The following is an 18183-nucleotide window of genomic DNA, read 5'->3' as shown; positions in this document are numbered from 1 at the left end:
GAGATGCAGTGGCGCCGCGCAAAGCTCTGCTGAAGAACAGATTGGCCCGGCGTCCCGGATGTGCTCGACCGGATCGATCGGAATCGTACCATCGACTCACGACATCGAGCCATCGACATGAGACTCGACGCGCTCGGCCCGCGCATCTGCATCATCGGGCCGTCGAACAGCGGAAAATCCACCCTGGCGACGGCGATCGCCCGGTCGCGCGACCTGCCGCCGGTCCATCTCGATCAGCTCTACCATCGGCCGAACACCGACTGGGAGCCCCGCCCGGCCGGGGAGTTCCAGGCGCTGCACGACGCCGCCATCCTGGGCCCGCACTGGGTCATGGACGGCAACTACTCCCGGTGCCTGCCGCAGCGTCTGGAGCGGGCGACGGGCGTCATCGTGCTCGATGTCCCGACCGCCCTCAGCCTCGTCCGCTACCTGCGCCGGACGTGGTTCGAGCGCGACCGCCACGGCACCCTCGAAGGCGGCCAAGACAGCGTGAAATGGTCCATGATCCGCCACATCGTCGTCACCACGCCGGCGAACCGGAAACGCCACGCGCAGATGTTCGAGGAGACCGGCCTCCCGACGCTGCAGCTCGACACGCCGCAGGCTCTGGCCCGGTTCTACCGGCGGGAAGGTCTGAGGCGGAGCCCGGGCGGTCGATGATGGGTCAGGCGCCCCGATTTGCAACCGTGCAGCTGTGATCCATCACGTCCTCGGCGCTGGCGCTGGGCACCCGGTAGGCCAGCAGGAGGAAGCCCGGCTCGGGGTCGCCCGGCAGGGTCGCCACGGCCGCGAAGCTCGTCCGGTGCAGGTTCGGCCGCCCGCCCGGCAGGGTGTACAGGACCGCGAACGGGTTGAAGCGCGCCACCTCCGCCTCCGGCACGCGCAGCGCGAAATAGCGGTCGCCGGCCAGCGGCGCCGGGAAGCGGGACCAGGTCGTGCGGATCTGGCGGCCATGCGCCTTGAGGGCGGTCAGCACGCTGGGCTTCAGGCAGTCGAGATGGATGTGAAGCTGGTCCTGGCTGCGGCCCCGGGCCGAGTTGACCGCGAGTCCCACCGCCTCGGGCGTCAGCCGCCCCTTCAGCACGTCGGACACGAACGGCCGCGCGGCGAGCGCCGCCCGCCAGTAGGCGATTCCGGACGGGCCGCGCAGGACCGGGGCCTCGAGGCCCGCGACGGTGTCGGTGGGCATGACGACGATATGGGTCGGCTCGCCCGGCGCGCGCAGCACCGCCGAGCCGGGCCGATCCGTGTCGCCCAGGTCGACCGAGAGGCACGGAAAGGTCCGGTTGGCGATCCGCTTGGCGAGCACGCAGGTCTTCAGGGCGGCCCACAGGACGTCGCGGCTCGGATCCGGCGCGGCCGAGGCCGGCATCGAGACCGCGACGACGAGGGCGACGAGCAGCGCGCGGCGCATGGGAACTCCCGGAGACGCCGGTCGGGACTGCCCCGCTCGGCCAGGATCCGCGATAGCCGATCCCGGCCCGTGCCGGCAAAGCGTCCGGATGCCCTGACGCCGGGCCGGAAACCCGCTATCCCGGCCCTCCCGAACCCGGAGCCCCCGATGGCGCGCGCGCTCACCCCGGAGATCGGCGCCCGCTTCGCCGCGGTCGCGCTCGGTCATGTCAGCCGCGAATACCCGTACAAGCCAGGCCATGTCCTGGCGGGGCCGGCGGATGCGCGCACGCCCGCCGACCTGCACCCGGTCTTCCACGGCAGCTACGATTGGCATTCCTGCGTCCACGGGTACTGGCTGCTCGCGCGGGTGCTGCGGCGGTTCCCGGACGGCGTGCAGGCCGGCGCGATCCGCGCGCAGTTCGACGCGCGGCTGACGCCCGACCGGGTGGCGGGCGAATGCGCCACCTTCGCCGCCCCGCATGCGCGCGGCTTCGAGCGGCCTTACGGCTGGGCGTGGCTCCTGAAGCTCGCCGACGAACTCGCGCGCCTGCCCGAAACCCGCTGGTCCGAGGCCCTCGCACCGCTCGCCGCGATCATCGTCCGGCGGTTCGAGGGTTTCCTGCCGATCGCGCCCTATCCGGTCCGGGTGGGCACCCATTACAACACCGCCTTCGCGTTGCGCCTCGCGGCCGATTACGCCGAGGGGGCGGGGGCGGCAGCGCTCGGTGCCCTGCTGCTGCGGACCGCCGAGCGCTGGTACGGCGCAGACGCGGGCTGCCCCGCCTGGGGCGAGCCGGGCGGGGACGATTTCCTGTCCTCCGCGCTGATCGAGGCCGAGTGCATGCGCCGGCTCCTGCCGCCGGCGCGGTTCCAGCCCTGGTTCGACCGCTTCCTCCCCGATCTGGCGGCGGGCCGGCCGGCCACGCTGTTCCAGCCGGCCGACGTGACCGACCGCAGCGACGGGAAGATCGCCCATCTCGACGGCCTCAATCTCAGCCGCGCCTGGTGCTTCCGGGCGCTCGCCGCCGCGCTGGATCCCGCCGATCCCCAGTGTCCGCCGCTCGCCGCGGCGGCCGAGGCCCACCTCGCGGCGGCGCTCCCGCACGTGACCGGCGACTACATGGGTGAGCACTGGCTCGCGAGCTTCGCGCTGCTGGCGCTCGAGGCCTGACGCGATCCTGCTTCGGTGCGCTGTCCCTGTCCGTCATGACGCGCGCAGCGAAGTGAGTCAGGGCAGCGCGACCGCCCGGATCCTGGCGCCGCTTGGCTTGCTTCGCACCGCGCGCAACCACGGTGAGCCCAACATCACCATCCGAACCGATATGAGAGATTTCTGAGAACTTTTTGTCGCAGGCCGCGTTGACCCTCGCCGACCCGAAAAAAAGGACCGTCCCTGAAAGAGGCGGTCCGAAGTCTAGGGAGGAAACGCCCACGAGGGGCCGCAGCACAGCGACGCTATCGCTGTGCTGCACTGCGTCAACCCGAGATCCATGGCCTTGTTCCGAAGGTCGACCCGCGGCCGTTCCATACGGTTTCCGTTCGAACGCTTCGGTTGCGGTGCCCCGCTCCGTGATCACGCGCGCAGCGACGTCACCCAGGGCAGCGCCACATCGGCCGGTCTCGCGCCCCTGAATGGCTTCGCTCCGCTCGAAGACGGCGGGGCCGACCGCATCATCCGGAACCGGTATCACATGGAGCCGGCGCCGGGCGGCGTGACGGCGGAGGGGAGACCGTGTGGACGGCGCGCCTCTCCGGGGCCGAACGCGGGCCGGTAGGTCCGCTCCAGGGTCATCAGGCCGCGCAGGGGTGCCTCCGCGAGATCGAGCAGCTTGGCGTCGCGCCAGCGCAGCCTGCTGCCGCGGCGTCGGCGAAACCAGCGCCCGCGCTCCTCCTCGACCAGCAGGATCAGCTTGCCGGTCCAGGTCCGGCGGAACCAGAAACGTCCGGTCAGGGCCATGGCTGTATCGAGCCTCGATCTTCGAGGCCCCTAGACTACATCTGTCTCGGGAAACCGAAAACAGTCCAGGTTAAGACGCTCCCAAGATTAGTAAAAACCGTTAATCTTGCGTGATGTCTTCCGCCTCGGCGTAGCGGGCGACGGCGGACGGCGGCCCGCGCCGCTTCGCCGACTCGTAGAGAACCTGGGCGAGCTGCTCGGCCGAATAGGGTTTGCGCACGAGGGCGAAGCCGTGCGCGTCGTCCTTGGCCAGGACGTGGCTGTAGCCCGAGGTCAGCACCACCGGCAGGTCGGGACGGCTGGCCTGCAACTGCCGGGCGAGGGCGAAGCCGCCCATGCCGGGCATGACCACGTCCGAGAAGACCACGTCGAAGCGGTCCGGTGTCCGGTCGAGCTCGGTGAGCGCCTCCTCGGCGGATTTCGCCCAGATCGGTGCGTGGCCGAGATCCTCCAGGATCTGGGTGCAGAACCGCCCGACCCCGACATTGTCCTCCACGACGAGGATGCACAGGCCCCGTTGCGGCTCCGCCTCCCGCCGGTCGTCGCCGCCGGCCTCGGCGGCGCCCGAGGGCGCCTCGACCTGCGGCAGGTAGAGGCTGAAGGTGGTGCCGCGACCGACCGCGCTCTCCACGTCGATGTCGCCGCCGGACTGCTTGGCGAAGCCGATCACCTGGCTGAGGCCGAGCCCGGTCCCCTTGCCGATCTCCTTGGTGGTGAAGAACGGCTCGAAGATCCGCCCGAGATCCGGGGCGGGGATGCCCGCCCCGGTATCGGTGACCCGCACGGCCACGAACGGCCCCGGGGCACCGGCATGCCCGCGGATCGGCGGCATCGGGTGATCGCCATCGAGGTGCAGGGTCAGGATCCCTTCCCCGTCCATCGCGTCCCGGGCGTTGACCGCCATGTTGATCAGCGCCGTCTCGAACTGGCTCTCGTCCGCACGCACGAAGCGGGGCGCCTCCGGCAGGTCGATGGCGACGCGGATCCGCGCCCCGGTCACCGAGTCGAGCATGTCGGCGATGCTGCGCAGGCGCGCGCAGATGTCGAAGACCTGCGGCTTGAGGGCCTGCCGTCGGGCGAAGGCGAGGAGCTGGCCCGTGAGCTTGGCGGCGCGATCGACGGTGTCGGAGACCGCGTCGAGGTAGCGGCGCCGCCGCTCCTCCGCGAGGTCGGGCCGGCGCAGGAACTCCACGGAGGAGCGGATGATGGTCAGCAGGTTGTTGAAGTCGTGCGCCACGCCGCCGGTCAGCTGGCCGATCGCCTCGAGCTTCTGCGACTGCCGCAGCGCCTCCTCGGCCTGGCGCTGCTCGGTGATGTCGCGGCCGAAGCCGTAGAACAGCCCGTCCTCCGGGACCACGGTCCAGAGCACCCGCCGCGGCTCGCCGGCGCGGGTCAGGCAGGCCAGTTCGACATCCTCGACCCGGCGATCCTCGCAGAGCGGCCGCAGGGCCGCCTGGGCGGCCTCGCGCTCCGGAGGCGCGATGAAATCCAGGGCGGTGCGGCCCAGGGTCTCCTCCTCGGACCAGCCGAGCGCCCGGCTCCAGGACGGGTTCACCGACTGGACCTGCCCCGCCCGGTCCGAGACGAGCTTCAGCACCGGCGAGAGGGTCCAGACCCGGTCGCGGTCGCGGGTCTGCGCGGCCACCTGGGCCTCCAGGCGCTCCGCCCGGGACTGGAGCAGGATCTCGCTCCGCTTCCGCTCGGAGACGTCGTGGGCGAAGACGTAGAAGCCGTCGACCGCACCGTCCGGCCCCCGCCGCGGGAGGTAGCGGGTATCGGCGATCCGGGCCTCGCCGTTGGGGAAGGTCCAGGCCCACTCGTGCCGGATCTCGCGGCCGGCCAGCACCTGCTCGATGGCGGGGCGCCGCGCCTCGAAGGCGTCCGCGCCGAGGAGGCTGCGCACCGTCTTCCCGACGACTGTCAAGGCGGCGTGGCCCGTCCAGGTCTCGTAGGCGGCGTTGGCGAACTGGTAGACGAGGTTGCGGTCGATGAAAGCGATCAGCACCGGCATCGCGTCCGCGACCAACCGGAGCTCGGCCTCCCGCGCCTGGAGCGCCAGCTCGCTCCGGCGGCGCTCCGTGATGTCGTTGAACAGGACGGCGACGTGGTTCCGCACCGGCCCGTCGACCCGGTAGGCATGCACCTCGTACCAGCGGCCGAGGGCCGCGGCCGCCTGCTCGAAGCGGACCGGCTCTCCGGTGCGCGCGACCCGGCCGTAGAGGTCGAACCAGTGCTGCTCGTGATCCGGGGCGAGATCACGCATCCAGCGGCCGACCACGTCCGTCAGGCCGGTCTGCTGCGCGAAGGCGGGGTTGACCTCCAGGAAGCGGTAATCGACCGGGCGGCCGCCGTCCGCGAACTTCATCTCGATCAGGCAGAAGCCGGCATCGATGGACTCGAACAGCGAGCGGTAGCGCTCCTCGCTCCGGCGCAGGGCGGCCTCGGCGCAGCGGGTCTCCAACTGCGTCATCACCGTCCGGGCGAGCGCCTTGAGGATGAAGATCTGCTGGTCGGACAGCGTGCGCGGCTCGTGGTCGAGGACGCAGAGCGTCCCGAGCGCCCACCCGTCCGGTGTCACGAGGGGCACGCCGGCGTAGAAGCGCAGGTGCGGCTCGCCGGTCACGAGGGGATTGGCGGCGCTCTCCGGCTCCGCTGCCAGATCCGGCAGCACCAGGATGCCATCCTCGCGCATCGCCTCGGTGCAGAAGCCGAAATCGAGGGGCATCGACCGCGCCGCGTGGCCGAACGCGGCCTTGATCCACTGCCGGTCGGCGTCGATGAAATTGATGTGCGCCATCGGCGTGCCGCAGGCCTGCGCGGCCATCTCGGCGATCTCGTCGAAGGCCCGCTCGGGGGGCGTGTCCAGGATGGCGTAGGCGCGCAGAGCGGCGAGCCGCTGGGGATGCTGGGGCTCGAAACCCGACGAGCGGGGCATTGGCTTGTTCCGCGACACGGGAGCGTCATAGCTCACGTCCCTGACCCTCCCAAGTGAGTCCCTGCAACGCAGCGCCGGGGCGTGGCGCCCTGGCCGGTTCCACGACGGTAAGCTTCTGATGAGCCGCGCTGGATCCCGTCGCGGCCCTGGCTTTTCGGATCGTCCGATAGTCGAGCGCGGCGGCGATGGATACCAGTATCTGCAATTCCTGATTGCATATCGGCGCCATGGGTCGAACCGGCCGAGGCAGTCCGCAGCGGCCCGCGCCGCCCCGGTCACGTTTGCGTGTTCCCAGTGTCGCAGCCGCGGTTTCGGCAGCGCGGGGCGGACGGCGCCGCCTGTGGATCGGATCGCCGCGGCCGGGAGCCTCGGCGGCGGGTGCGGCGTTGGCGGCTCAAAGGGGAAGGTTCGGATCGGGCATGGCCAAGCGCAGGACGAAGGCGGGCGCGCAGCAGGCGCTGGAGGAGGCACCGCTGATGCCCACCGGGGCGCTCGCGGTGGCGCTCCTCGGCTTTGCCGAGACGGCCCGCCCGGTCGTGCACGTCGCCCGGGACGCGCGGCGCCTGGAGGATCTCGCCGCGACCCTTCGGGCGCTCGATCCCGACGCACAGGTCGCGGTCTATCCCGAATGGGACTGCCTGCCCTTCGACCATGCCTCGCCGTCGCGGGCCACGATGGGCGCCCGGGCGGCCGTGATGCGCTGGCTGACCGACCGGGACGCGCTGCCGGATTTCGTGCTGACCACGGCCCCGGCCCTCGTCCAGCGCGTGCCGCCCCCGGAGACCTGGGCCAAGGCCCGCGTGACCCTGCGGGTCGGCGATCCCCTCGACGTCGCCGCGGCGACGGCCGACCTGAAGCGCCTCGGCTACATCCTTGACGAGCGGGTCGACGAGCCCGGCGAGATCGCCGTGCGCGGGCGGACCGTGGAGGTTTTCCCGGCGGCCGCGCCGCGCCCCTGCCGGATCGAGCACGCGGAGGGCCGCGTCACCGCGATCCGCTCCTATGATCCGATCTCGCAGCGCTCGGTGGCGGAGGCGGACACCCTGGTGATCGACCCGGCCACCGAGATCATCCTGGAGCCCGGCTCCAACCAGAGCTTCAAGCCCTTCACCGGCCAGGAGCATCGCCTGGACCGCTACTACCCGCGCCTCGTCACCCTGCTGGATTACGTGCCCGAGGCCAGCCTCGTGGTCGAGGACGGCATGCAGGCCCGGATCGACGCCTTCTTCGAGCAGATGGACGAGGCCCGAGCGCGGCTGAAGGCCCGCGACGACCGCGGGCAGGCCGGCGCGGGCCTCTACCTCGCGCCCGACGCGTGGCGGGACCTCGTGGCGGCGCATGCCCGGCTCGCCGCCACCGAGTCGGCCGGCGAGTCCCGCGCGATGCCGGTCTTCACCGGGGAGCGTCGGCCGGGAACCGCCTTCGCCAAGATCCTGCGCGAGCGGCTGAAGGCCGGCGACGTCGTCGTGCTCGCCGGCACGGTCCGCCCACTCCGCCGCCTCGTGCGCCAGGTCGGCCGGATCGCCGAGCGCCCGATCCGCCTGATCGACGGCTGGGCCGATGTCGCCGGGGCGGCGCCGGGCGACGTCCTCGCCCTGGAGGCGCCGCTGGGCGCGGGCTTCCGGGTTCCCGAGCAGGGCGCCACCGTGATCGCCGCCGCCGACCTGTTCGGTCCGGATGCCGCCGTCACGGGCGGCGCGCGGGTGATGCTGCCGATGGGCGAGGTCGATCTGCGCCCCGGCGACGTCGCCGTCGACCGCGACCGCGGTCTGTGCGTGTTCGACGGGCTGGAGCCGGTGGCGACGCAGGGTGAGGCGCCGTCCGAGGCCCTGCGCCTGCGCTTTGCCGGCGACGCGATCCTGATGGTGCCGGTGTCCCAGGCGGACCGGATCTGGCGCTACGGCCCGGAGCCCGACGCCGTCACCCTCGACAAGCTCGACGGCGGCACCTGGCCCCGCCGCCGCCTGGAGGCGGAGGCCACCATGGCGCGGACCGCCCGGCTGATGCTGGAGGCCGCCCGCGCCCGCCGGGAGACCGCGGCGCCGGTCCTGGCGCCGCCGGCCCGCGACCTGGAGCGCTTCGCCGCCGGCTTCGGCTTCGCCCCGACCCCCGACCAGGCCGCCGCGGTCGACGCGCTGATGGCCGATCTCGCCTCCGGCCGGCCGATGGACCGGCTGGTCTGCGGCGATGTCGGCTTCGGCAAGACCGAGGTGGCCCTGCGGGCGCTCGCGGCCGCGGTCTTCTCGGGCAAGCAGGCGGCCTTGATCGCCCCGACCACCGTGCTGGCGCGCCAGCATGCCGAGACCCTGCGCCGCCGCTTCGGCCGGTTCGGCGTCGAGGTCGCGCAGCTCTCGCGCCTCGTGGCGCCGGCCGAGGCCAAGCGCGTCAAGGCGGGGCTCGCCGACGGCACGATCCGGCTGGTGGTCGGCACCCACGCGCTCGCCGGCAGCGGCGTCCGCTTCGCCGATCTCGGCCTGACGGTGATCGACGAGGAGCAGCGCTTCGGCGCCAAGATGAAGGCCGACCTGCGCCGCCTCGCGGAAGGCAGCCACGTGCTGACGCTCACCGCGACTCCGATCCCGCGCACGCTCCAGGCGGCGCTGGTCGGCCTCCAGAGCCTCAGCGTGCTCGCCACGCCCCCCGCTTTGCGCCAGCCGGTCCGCACCGTGGTGGCCCCCTTCGACGCGGACGCGGTCCGCGAGGCGCTGATCCGCGAGCACCGCCGGAGCGGCCAGAGCTTCGTGGTCTGCCCGCGGATCGAGGACATCGCTCCGATGGCCGAGCGCCTGCGCGCCCTCGTACCGGGCCTCGACATCCTGGTGGCGCACGGCGACCTGAAGCCGTCGGCCATGGACGAGGTCATGGTCCGCTTCGCCGAGGGCGACGGCGACGTGCTGCTCGCCACCGCCATCGTCGAGAGCGGGCTCGACGTGCCCCGGGCCAACACCATGCTGGTCTGGGACGCCGCCCGGTTCGGGCTGGCGCAGCTCCACCAGCTGCGGGGCCGCGTCGGCCGCGGCCAGCGCCGCGGCACGGTCCATCTGCTGAGCGACCCGGCCGCGCCCCCGCCGGCGGCGGCCCTGCAGCGCCTGCGCGCCCTGGAGGCCCTCGACCGTCTCGGCGCCGGCTTCGCGGTCAGCGCCCGCGACCTCGACCTGCGCGGCGCCGGCGATCTCGTCGGCGAGGACCAGGCGGGCCACGCCAAGCTCGTCGGCCTCGGCCTCTACCAGCACCTGCTGCAGCTGGCGATCACCGCCGCCAAGGGCGAGCGCGCCGAGGATTGGAGCCCGGAGATCGACCTCGGCCTGCCGAGCCGGATCCCCGAGGATTACGTCCCCGAGCCCGAGATCCGCCTGAGCCTGTACACGCGGCTGCTGCGCCTGCGCGAGGCCGAGGCGATCGAGGCGCTGGCCGGCGAGGTCGAGGACCGGTTCGGCGCGGCCCCGGCCCCGGTGCTCGCCCTGTTCGACCTCGCGCGGCTGCGCGCCGCCTGCTGCGAGCTGGGCGTGGCCCGGCTCCGGGGCGGTCCGCAGGGCGTCGCGGCCGATCTCAGGCCCGACCGGCCGCTCCCCGCCCTGGCGGTGGAGGACGGGATCGTCCTGCGCGAGGGCCGCGTGGTCTGGAAGCGGCCCTGTCCCGACGCCGCCGCCTGCGCGACGCTGGCGGCCGATCTCCTCGACCGCATCCGCGCCGCCCGGGACAGCGCCGGCTGAGCTTGCGCGAGGCTGGACAAACCGTCACAGGCTGTCCCAGGAGAAACGCGAACGGGAGTGTCCCATGCACGTCACCATTGAGCAGGCCGAGAAGGCCATCGCCGCCGCCCGGGCGAAGGCGACCGAGCTCGGCACCCAGATGTGCATCGCGGTGGTTGATTCCGGCGGCAACCTGAAGGCGTTCCACCGCATGGACGACGCCTGGGTCGGGTCGATCGACATTGCCCACAAGAAGGCCAAGACGTCGGTGTTCTTCGGTATGATGACCGGCCAGATCGGCCAGCTGTCCCAGCCCGGCGGCCCGCTCTACGGGATCGAGCACTCGAATGACGGCCTGATCACCTTCCCGGGCGGGATCCCGATCGTCGACGCCGACGGCGTGATGTCGGGGGCGATCGGCGTCAGCGGCTCGACGGTGGAGAACGACCATGCCGTCGCGGAGGCCGGCGCCAAGGCGATCGGACGCACGGAGCTGCCGGCCCATCCCTGGCGGACCTGAGCCGAACGGCGCTCAGGGGGCGCGCCGCGCGATCGCGCGGCCGATCCCCAGGAGCAGCATGCCGGAGATCATCCGCAGATACGTGTCGCCATGGCGCTCCAGGGCGGTGTGAACCTGGAGGCAATGATCGGCCGCCGCGTCCAGATGTTCCGCATCCACGGGCTCGGGCTTGGGTGCGCCGCTGCCATCCGGCAGCGGCGCCGACCGGCTGTGGAGGTCCGTGATGTCGATATAGGCGCCGCGCCCGCGCAGGGTGCCGGCCGCGTCGGGGGTCAGGCAGCCCCGGTTGAGGATCCACCGGGTCTCGCCGGTCCCGGTCACGATGCGGAACTCGAGGGAGACCGGCCCGCCTTCCTGCCGGACGCGCCGGATCTTCCCGAAGACCCAGTCGCGGTCCTCCGGATGGACGCGCCTGAGGGCGACGTCGAGGGGCAGGGGCCGGCCGGCGAGGCTCAGGTCGCCCGCCAGCATCGTGGCGGCGCCGGCGTCGAGCACGGACCGGCCGGCGGGAACATCCGTATCCCAGGTGCCGACGAACCCAGCGGCCTGCAGGGCAGGGGCTGCCGTGGAAGCCAGAAGCATCAAACCTCCCTGACCGGCATGACCGGCGATCGTATGGTTGGAGACGGACCCGCGGCGAGACGCGCACCCAGCCGCCGGGATGTCCAGCGGGCATAGGCGCGTTGGTCAGGGCGCGGCCCCGGACATGTCGTCGCGGCCGCCCGGACAGTCCCATACGAGGCTTCAAGGACGTCGGCAACTTGAAGAAGCCATATCGAGCAGTCGTCGGCGGCACGACGGCAGGCGAATGCCGCGGTTTGCGTTGACGGATACTTGTCGGGCGGGCGGGAGAGGACGGTACGGTAGCGCTGCAACGCCTCCGCGCCGCGCCGTGATCTCCCGGATCGGCCGCGCCGCGGGATCGTGACGGCGCCCGAAATCCCGGAAGATCCGCCCTGGCGGTCCCTGGTGCCGGCCCGGATGGCGTCCTAACCTTGCAACTTCCGGTACGTGTCGGGCAGAGGCACCATGAATCACGGTTCGCAGCGCACCAACCTCCCGCTCTCGCAGGACCGGCTCTGGGACAGCCTGATGGAACTCGCGCGGATCGGCGCGCTGCCCAATGGCGGCAACGACCGCCAGACCCTGACCGATCGCGACGCCGAGGGGCGGGCCCTGTTCCAGCGCTGGGGCGAGGCGGTGGGGCTGACGCTCACCGTGGACCGGATCGGCAACATGATCTTCCGCCGCCCCGGGCGGGATCCGAGCCGGAAGCCCGTGGCCATCGGCAGCCACCTCGACACCCAGCCCACCGGGGGCAAGTTCGACGGGCCGCTCGGCGTGCTCGCGGGGCTGGAGATCATGCGCGCCCTGCACGAGGCCGGGATCGAGACCGAGGCGCCGCTCCTGCTGATCAACTGGTGCAACGAGGAGGGCGCACGCTTCGCCCCGCCGATGAGCGGCAGCGGCGTCGCCATGGGGATCGTTCCCGAGGCCGACATCCTGGCGACCCGGGACCTGGCCGGCCACGTCTTCGGCGACGAGCTGCGGCGCATCGGCTGGCAGGGCGCGGCCGATCCGGCCGGCCTGCGGGAGATCGGCGCCTATTTCGAGCTGCATATCGAGCAGGGCAAGCGCCTGGAGGATGCCGGCCTGACCATCGGGGTGGTCGACCGGGCGCTGGCCCAGATCTGGTACGAGATCACCGTGCTGGGCGAGGAGGCGCATGCCGGCAGTCCCATGGCCGGCCGGCGGGATGCGATGATGGCCGCGGCGGCGCTGATCGCGTCCCTGGAGGAGATCGCCCGCGAGGCGGTCGGCGCCGGCGACGAGCGCGGCCGCGCCACCGTGGGCGTCCTGACCGCCGAGCCGTCGAGCCGCAACATCACGCCGGGCCGGGTGTGGTTCAGCCTCGACACCCGTCACGGGGACACCGCCCAGCTGGAGGCGATGCGGGCGCGGATCCTGGCCCGGGCCGACGCGCTGGCGGCGGAGCGCGACGTCACCATCCGCGTCGCGGAGTTCTGGCGCGCGCCGCCGACGCCGTTCGACCCGGTGCTGGTGGACCGGATCCAGGACGCAGCCGAAGTGCGGGGCCATGCCTGGACGCGGATGCCGACCGCGATCTACCACGACGCGGTGTACTGCGCCCGCGCGGTGCCGGCGGCCCTGGTGTTCTGCCCCTGCCACGGGGGCATCAGCCACAACGAGGCCGAGAGCATCACGCCCGAATGGGCGCGGGCCGGCATGGAGGTCCTGGCCGACGCGGTTCTCGCGACGGCCGGGATCGCGCGGCGCTGACAGGCGGGAGGGGGCCGGCATGCCCGACGACAACGTGATCCGTCCGGCCTTCGGGGTCCCGCGCACGGCCGCGCCGGCCTCGCGACCCGAACCCGAACCCGCGCAGCCGCCGCTCCGCGTCCTCGGCACGGGAGCGGGCCACCGGGTCGGCCTGATCCGCGACCCGTCGGCGGCGGAGGGCGACGTGGTCCGCGTCGTCGTGGGGCCGGAGGATGCGCCCGCCGTCGAGACCGTGGCTCTGCTGCCCGCGACCGCCGACGCGGAGGCCGAGGCGGAGCGGATCGGCTTCGCGATCCTGCGGGCGCTGGAGGTGGTCGAGGGCGCGCCCTGAACCGCACCGGCCCTCGCGGAGCGTGTTCTCCGGAAGGCGCCGCGCGCGGGAGGCCGCGAGCCCGAACGGGCGGCGGTTCGTTGGGAGGGAGGCGGGAGGGATGACGGTCGGACGGGTCAGCAGCACCGAGCTTCCGATCCCGGCCCGGGCCGGGATGGTCTGGTCCGTGCTGACGGACCTTGAATCCTACCCGGCGTGGAACCCGTTCATCCGCAAGGCGGAGGGGCCCCGGCGCGCGGGGGCGCGCTGGCGCCTGGAGCTGACCCTGAACGGCCGCGCCTACCTGACCCTGCGCGTGCAGGTGACCTGCTGGGAGCCCGGCCGGCGGCTGACCTGGCGCGGCGGCATTCCGGCGATGCCCCACCTGCTCGCGGGCACGCACGACGTCCGGATCACCGAGACCCGCCAGGGAGTCACCCTCGTCCAGGCAGTGGCCGTCACGGGCCTGCTCGCGCCTGGCCTGTTCCCTTGGCTGCGGACCCGCACGCAGGCCCGGTTCGCCGCGATGAACGAGGCGGTGCGCGACGAGGTCGCCCGCCGGATGGCCGAGACCGCCTAGGCGGTCTCGGCCATGCTCGGTTCAGACAACCGGCTTCGGCTTGACGATGGGGGAGCGCGACAGGCTCTCGATCTCGCGACCGGGCCGCCCCGACTTGCGGGCGATCTCCTCCTCCTGCTCGGCGATGAGCTGCCGGGCGGGCTCGTCGCCGTCCAGGCCGCCGAGGATCTCGACCGGGACGCGCCGGTTCGAGGCTCGGGAGCCGTCCGTGTAGACGATATCGAACAGGACGAAGCCCCGCTCCTGCGGTCTCGACTTGATGCGCTTGGCCATAGGTGCTGATACGCCGCCGGAATCGCTCGCGGCAAGGCGCGGCGACGGTCGCAGGGTTGCACGGCGCGCACGTGCCGCACACAAGCCGCACTCGGCGCCGCTCCGCGGGCCGCGACCGACCCTGCTGCCCGTCCCGGACGAGCGGCCCTGTCACCAACCGAGGACGGCTCCCGTGATACCCTGGGTTCATCTCGATACCGGGTCGGTGCCCGGCGGCGGCACGGATCTGCGCCTGATGCGGCGCGGCGACGAGTTCGCGATCCTCGCCGACACGATCGAGTTGATGAACAACCGCCGCAGCGGCTCCGAGGTCGCGCTCGCGGCGCTGACCTGCGCGCGGCTCAAGGACCGGCCCCGGGCCCGGATCCTGATCGGCGGCCTCGGCATGGGCTTCACCCTGCGGGCGGCGCTCGAGCATCTCGGTCCCGACGCGCGGGTCGTGGTGGCCGAGCTGGTGCCGGCCGTGATCGCTTGGGCCCGCGGCCCGCTGGCGCACGTCTTCGCCGGCTGCCTGGACGATCCGCGCGTCGACCTGCAGGAGGCCGACGTGAACCGCCTGATCCAGGCGGGGCCGGAGCGTTACGACGCGATCCTTCTCGATGTCGACAACGGCCCGGAGGGGCTGATGCGCCGGTCGAACGACCGGCTCTACGACAATTGGGGACTCAAGCGCGCCCGGTGGGCGCTCCGGCCGGGCGGCATCCTGGGCGTCTGGTCGGGCGCGCCGGACCGGAAGTTCAAGAGCCGGATGCAGCGTTCCGGCTTCGCGGTCGACGAGCAGCGGGTCCATGCCAGCGGCCGCGGCAGCGGGCCCAAGCACGTGGTCTGGATCGGGACCCGGACCGACGGGCCCGCCGAGAATGTTCGTCCGCGCTCCGGCCAGCCGCGGGTGGCCCGGTCCGTCTAGGATCGCTGCCGCTCACGGTCGCACCCCCTAGGCCGGCACCGCGACGTTCCGCACATTCTACGGATGGGTGCGAATGGCGGGCATCTCTACACGGTCGAGGTCAGGCCGAGCCGGCATGATCCGGGCCGTTTCACCTGGGCGATCCGCGACCGGGGCAAGCTGGTGCGGGGTTCGTACCGTCCGCACGCGTCCGAGCATGCCGCCCGCGCCGTGGCGCTGGCCGAGGTCGAGCGCATGATCGGCCATGACGGACAGTCGGGCGGGACCTAGACGCGTCGATCCATGCTTTTCGCGCATACAGATGCGGTGCGATCGCGTCGCTTATGCATACCTTCCGAACCGCCGGGCCATTGCCTACCGCAATGCACTATCCTATCTGTGCAGTGCGGGATGGCGATGGCGTCGCCCTCCCGCTGCCCTTCTTGGGCGTTTCCTCCCTAGACTTCGGGCCGCTCCTTCGGGAGTGGCCTTTTTTGTTTCCGCAGATTCGGCCTGGATCAAGCGGAACCAGGAGCTTGGCGGTTCGTTTTTCCCGCCATGGAACACTATCGCTCCACCCTGGCGACCACCGCCATTGCCGTATTCGGGCTGGTTGTGGCGGCGCATACTCTGCATCCGGGCAATTACGAGGTGCAGACGCGCCCGGCACGTCCGGTCGCGGCTCCGGTTGCCTGGACCGATCCGCCGGCCCGGATCGCCGGGCCCGAGACGACCGGCGCGATCCGGCGTGCCGCCGAGGCCCCGAGCGCGCTCCCGTCCGCCGTCCCGGCTCCGCAGCTGGCTGCAGTGACCCCGCCGGTTGCCGCGCCGGCCCTGCCGCTCCCGCGCGAGATGGCGGATTCGGCCGAGCCGCTTCCCAAGGCGGCTGCCGTCCATCGTGTCCGCGGATCCGAGCGCAATGTGCGCCGCGTGGCCCGCCTGCGTCACGCCCGGACCGCTCAGGCCGACCGGGCTGCCGTCGCCCCGCCGGCCGCCCGTCCGGCGCAGGCCGCGCCGGATTCGGCCGGGCGGATCGATCCGATCGGCGACATCATCCGCGGCCTCGGCTTCGGCCGCGACAGCTGACCACATCCGGCCTTGGCCGCCAAAACCGGGGCGCCTAATCGACGTGGATGGTCAGCTTCATCTTCGGGTGGATGCCGCACTGGATCACGAAATCGCCGGGCTCCTTGAGTGTCAGGCGCGTCTCGGTGCCGGGCTCCTGGTCGCCGGCATCGAACGAGAACCGGTCCGCCTCGATGAAGGCGTGATGGGTCAGGCTCTCGTCGCCGTTGCGCAGGGTGATCGTGTCGCCGCGGCGCAGGTAGAGGTCGGTCGGCGTGTAATGGCGCCCCTTCTGCAGGACGATCCGGACCGTGTCCGAAAGCATCGCCCAGGCTGACCCGCCGGCATAGCCCGAAGCGGCCAGCGCGAGTGTCCCGATGATGAGCGTGGGGCGCAGGCACCTGCTGCAAAGGGGCATGACGGGTGTCCGCGCGATATCCGAGGCGTCCCGGGACGGAGGGGTCGATCATCGAGCGGTCCGGGATCCGCTGCCCTGCATCGTGACCGGCACCCCTCAACATCCCGATACACGACACGATAAGATTTTAGCGATCTCGCGGGCCGCTCGCGACGTATATTGAAATACTAATCTGTTTAACTGTATTCGTTTACAGAATCAGAGTGTTCGCGGCGGCAATCGCGGGCCGCGAGCGCCTCGCGCACGTGCTCCCGGAATACGTTGACCCGGGCCGGCAGCTCGCGTCCCGCCAGGGTCACGGCCCGCAGCGCCGCCCCGCGGGTCGCCCAAGGCGCCAGGACCCGCACGAGCGCGCCCGATTCCACCGCCCGGGCGGCGACCAGGGTCGGCAGATGGCCGATCCCGGCGCCCGCCAGGGTCAGGCGGTGCGCGCTGGCGAAGTCGCTGACCCGGATCGCCGGGCTCACGGAGAGCGGCTCCGTGCGGCCCTGCCCGTCGGAGAGGGGCAGCCCCGCCGCGCCGAACCGCTCGCGCGCGAGGATCAGGTCGTGGTCGCGCAGGCCGGCGAGATCGGCCGGGGCCGGGCGGCGCGCGAGGTAGGCGGGGGCGGCGTAGAGGCCGACCGCCAGGGTCGCCAGGACCAGCGCGCGGTAGCCGGTCTCCTCGGCGCCGCCGAGCCGCAGGGCGAGGTCGATCCGGTTGGCCGCAAGGTCGAGGCGCGCGTCGGTGTTCAGCATCTCCACGGTGATCTGCGGGTAGGCGTCCCGGAAGCTCGCGACGATCTCGGGCATCACCTCGATCCCGAAATCGATCGAGGTGGTGAATCGCAGGTGTCCGGCCGGCACCGTGCGGGCGTCGCGCGCGGTCTCGGCCGCCTCGTCGAGGAGCGTCAGGCTCTCCTGGGCCTTGGCGTAGAAGGCCAGCCCCTCGGCGGTCGGCGAGACCGCCCGTGAGGTCCGCGCCATCAGCCGGGCACCAAGCGCCCGCTCCAGCCGGGAGATCCGCCGGCTGACGCTGCCTTTGGTCTCGCGCAGGCTGGCCGCCGCGGCCGTGACCGTGCCGAGATCGACCACCGTGCAGAAGGCCCGCACATCGTCCAGCCCGCCCCGGAAGGTTTCCGTTTTCGCAACCATGGGGTTCCGGATAGCAGGCTCAACCGGGGCCGTGAACGGGGCTACACGGCTGCTGCGGCGCAACGAATCGCGCTCGACCGTCTGCTCTGCAGGAGACACCCTTGAAGTCGATTCTCGCCTCCGGCCTTCTGGCCCTGCTGGTCGCCACCCCGGTGCTGGCCCAGACCCCGCCGACCCGCGACCCCGCGCAGATCCAGGCCGGAACCTACGCGGTCGATCCCGGCCACACCCAGGTCGGCTGGCGGGTCTCCCACATGGGCTTCTCGAACTACGCGGGCGGCTTCTCGGACGTGTCCGGCACGCTGGAGCTGCAGCCGAAGAACCCGGCTTCCGCCAAGCTGTCGGTGAAGATCCCGGTCGCCTCGGTGGCGACGACCAGCGCCAAGCTCACCGACGAGCTCAAGGGCGACCAGTGGCTCGACGCCGCCAAGTTCCCCGACATGACCTTCGTGTCCACCAAGGTGGTGCCCGCCGGCAAGGACCACGCGAAGGTGAAGGGTGACCTGACGCTGCACGGCGTGACCAAGCCGGTGACCCTCGACGTCACCCTGGTCGGCGCCGGCGTGAACCCGCTGAGCAAGAAGGTCACGGTCGGCTTCGAGGCCACCGGCACGCTCAAGCGCTCCGAGTTCGGCGTGAAGACCTACGTGCCGCTGATCGGCGACGAGCTGCACCTCACCATCGCGGGCGCCTTCGAGAAGCAGGACTGACCTGGGAG

18 protein-coding genes are annotated in these 18183 nt (G+C 72.2%); 11 read left to right on the top strand and 7 right to left on the bottom strand.

Annotation, left to right across the window (positions count from 1 at the left end; all coding sequences use genetic code 11):
* Positions 1–117 precede the first annotated feature (117 nt).
* Complete coding sequence (locus tag ABIE45_RS03385; protein WP_192710654.1) at positions 118–660, top strand: AAA family ATPase; 543 nt, start codon at positions 118–120, stop codon at positions 658–660.
* 4 nt (positions 661–664) lie between these two features.
* Here ABIE45_RS03385 and ABIE45_RS03380 read toward each other — a convergent pair whose 3' ends face one another.
* Positions 665–1414 (bottom strand): CDP-diacylglycerol diphosphatase, encoded by a 750-nt coding sequence (locus tag ABIE45_RS03380; protein ID WP_192710655.1) that lies wholly within the window; start codon positions 1412–1414, stop codon positions 665–667.
* A gap of 147 nt (positions 1415–1561) precedes the next feature.
* Here ABIE45_RS03380 and ABIE45_RS03375 point away from each other — a divergent pair, with 147 nt between their 5' ends.
* The gene (locus ABIE45_RS03375; protein WP_192710656.1) at positions 1562–2566 is read left to right on the top strand and encodes a DUF2891 domain-containing protein; all 1005 of its coding nucleotides are present in this window, start codon (positions 1562–1564) and stop codon (positions 2564–2566) included.
* 516 nt (positions 2567–3082) lie between these two features.
* On the opposite strand, the gene ABIE45_RS03370 is transcribed toward ABIE45_RS03375, so the two are convergent.
* Both ABIE45_RS03370 and ABIE45_RS03365 read right to left on the bottom strand, forming a co-directional pair.
* The gene (locus ABIE45_RS03370; protein WP_192710657.1) at positions 3083–3352 is read right to left on the bottom strand and encodes a hypothetical protein; all 270 of its coding nucleotides are present in this window, start codon (positions 3350–3352) and stop codon (positions 3083–3085) included.
* 100 nt (positions 3353–3452) lie between these two features.
* Positions 3453–6287, bottom strand: a complete 2835-nt coding sequence (locus tag ABIE45_RS03365) for a PAS domain-containing protein (RefSeq protein WP_192710658.1) — start codon at positions 6285–6287, stop codon at positions 3453–3455.
* A gap of 419 nt (positions 6288–6706) precedes the next feature.
* Here ABIE45_RS03365 and ABIE45_RS03360 point away from each other — a divergent pair, with 419 nt between their 5' ends.
* Together ABIE45_RS03360 and ABIE45_RS03355 are read left to right on the top strand one after the other, a co-directional pair.
* Positions 6707–10000 carry a DEAD/DEAH box helicase gene (locus ABIE45_RS03360; protein ID WP_192710659.1) on the top strand — a complete coding sequence of 1098 codons (3294 nt, stop codon included), beginning with the start codon at positions 6707–6709 and terminating at the stop codon, positions 9998–10000.
* A 64-nt stretch (positions 10001–10064) separates the two neighbouring features.
* On the top strand, positions 10065–10499 hold the full coding sequence (locus tag ABIE45_RS03355) for a heme-binding protein (protein WP_192710660.1): 435 nt from the start codon (positions 10065–10067) through the stop codon (positions 10497–10499).
* Positions 10500–10511: 12 nt separating this feature from the next.
* Here ABIE45_RS03355 and ABIE45_RS03350 read toward each other — a convergent pair whose 3' ends face one another.
* Complete coding sequence (locus ABIE45_RS03350; RefSeq protein ID WP_192710661.1) at positions 10512–11081, bottom strand: PAS domain-containing protein; 570 nt, start codon at positions 11079–11081, stop codon at positions 10512–10514.
* Between the two features lie 447 nt (positions 11082–11528).
* Here ABIE45_RS03350 and ABIE45_RS03345 point away from each other — a divergent pair, with 447 nt between their 5' ends.
* The 3 genes from ABIE45_RS03345 to ABIE45_RS03335 all read left to right on the top strand — a co-directional run bounded on the left by ABIE45_RS03345 (position 11529) and on the right by ABIE45_RS03335 (position 13690).
* Positions 11529–12800, top strand: a complete 1272-nt coding sequence (locus ABIE45_RS03345; protein WP_192710662.1) for a Zn-dependent hydrolase — start codon at positions 11529–11531, stop codon at positions 12798–12800.
* A 19-nt stretch (positions 12801–12819) separates the two neighbouring features.
* Positions 12820–13131, top strand: coding sequence for a hypothetical protein (locus ABIE45_RS03340; protein WP_192710663.1), 312 nt, complete (start codon positions 12820–12822; stop codon positions 13129–13131).
* Positions 13132–13231: 100 nt separating this feature from the next.
* Positions 13232–13690 (top strand): SRPBCC domain-containing protein, encoded by a 459-nt coding sequence (locus ABIE45_RS03335; RefSeq protein ID WP_192710664.1) that lies wholly within the window; start codon positions 13232–13234, stop codon positions 13688–13690.
* Positions 13691–13711: 21 nt separating this feature from the next.
* On the opposite strand, the gene ABIE45_RS03330 is transcribed toward ABIE45_RS03335, so the two are convergent.
* Positions 13712–13963: a hypothetical protein gene (locus ABIE45_RS03330; protein ID WP_192710665.1), complete on the bottom strand. Its 252-nt coding sequence runs from the start codon at positions 13961–13963 to the stop codon at positions 13712–13714.
* Between the two features lie 172 nt (positions 13964–14135).
* On the opposite strand from ABIE45_RS03330, the gene ABIE45_RS03325 reads away from it, so the two are divergent.
* The 3 genes from ABIE45_RS03325 to ABIE45_RS03315 all read left to right on the top strand — a co-directional run bounded on the left by ABIE45_RS03325 (position 14136) and on the right by ABIE45_RS03315 (position 15935).
* A complete protein-coding gene (locus tag ABIE45_RS03325) occupies positions 14136–14870 on the top strand; it encodes a hypothetical protein (protein ID WP_192710666.1) in 735 nt (244 codons plus the stop codon).
* Between the two features lie 63 nt (positions 14871–14933).
* The gene (locus ABIE45_RS03320) at positions 14934–15140 is read left to right on the top strand and encodes a hypothetical protein (RefSeq protein WP_192710667.1); all 207 of its coding nucleotides are present in this window, start codon (positions 14934–14936) and stop codon (positions 15138–15140) included.
* Between the two features lie 267 nt (positions 15141–15407).
* Positions 15408–15935, top strand: a complete 528-nt coding sequence (locus ABIE45_RS03315) for a hypothetical protein (protein WP_192710668.1) — start codon at positions 15408–15410, stop codon at positions 15933–15935.
* A 34-nt stretch (positions 15936–15969) separates the two neighbouring features.
* Here the strand turns inward: ABIE45_RS03315 and ABIE45_RS03310 are convergent, their stop codons facing one another.
* Positions 15970–16332, bottom strand: a complete 363-nt coding sequence (locus tag ABIE45_RS03310; protein WP_192710669.1) for a hypothetical protein — start codon at positions 16330–16332, stop codon at positions 15970–15972.
* A 176-nt stretch (positions 16333–16508) separates the two neighbouring features.
* The gene (locus ABIE45_RS03305; RefSeq protein ID WP_192710670.1) at positions 16509–17465 is read right to left on the bottom strand and encodes a LysR family transcriptional regulator; all 957 of its coding nucleotides are present in this window, start codon (positions 17463–17465) and stop codon (positions 16509–16511) included.
* A gap of 101 nt (positions 17466–17566) precedes the next feature.
* Here ABIE45_RS03305 and ABIE45_RS03300 point away from each other — a divergent pair, with 101 nt between their 5' ends.
* The gene (locus ABIE45_RS03300) at positions 17567–18175 is read left to right on the top strand and encodes a YceI family protein (protein ID WP_192710671.1); all 609 of its coding nucleotides are present in this window, start codon (positions 17567–17569) and stop codon (positions 18173–18175) included.
* Positions 18176–18183 lie beyond the last annotated feature (8 nt).

Origin of the sequence: Methylobacterium sp. OAE515, from assembly GCF_041806315.1 — a bacterium.
In the GTDB taxonomy this organism is placed as follows: Bacteria; Pseudomonadota; Alphaproteobacteria; order Rhizobiales; family Beijerinckiaceae; genus Methylobacterium; species Methylobacterium tardum.
The sequence above is the reverse complement of the archived record's forward strand: the minus strand, read 5'-3'. Positions and strand labels throughout refer to the sequence as shown.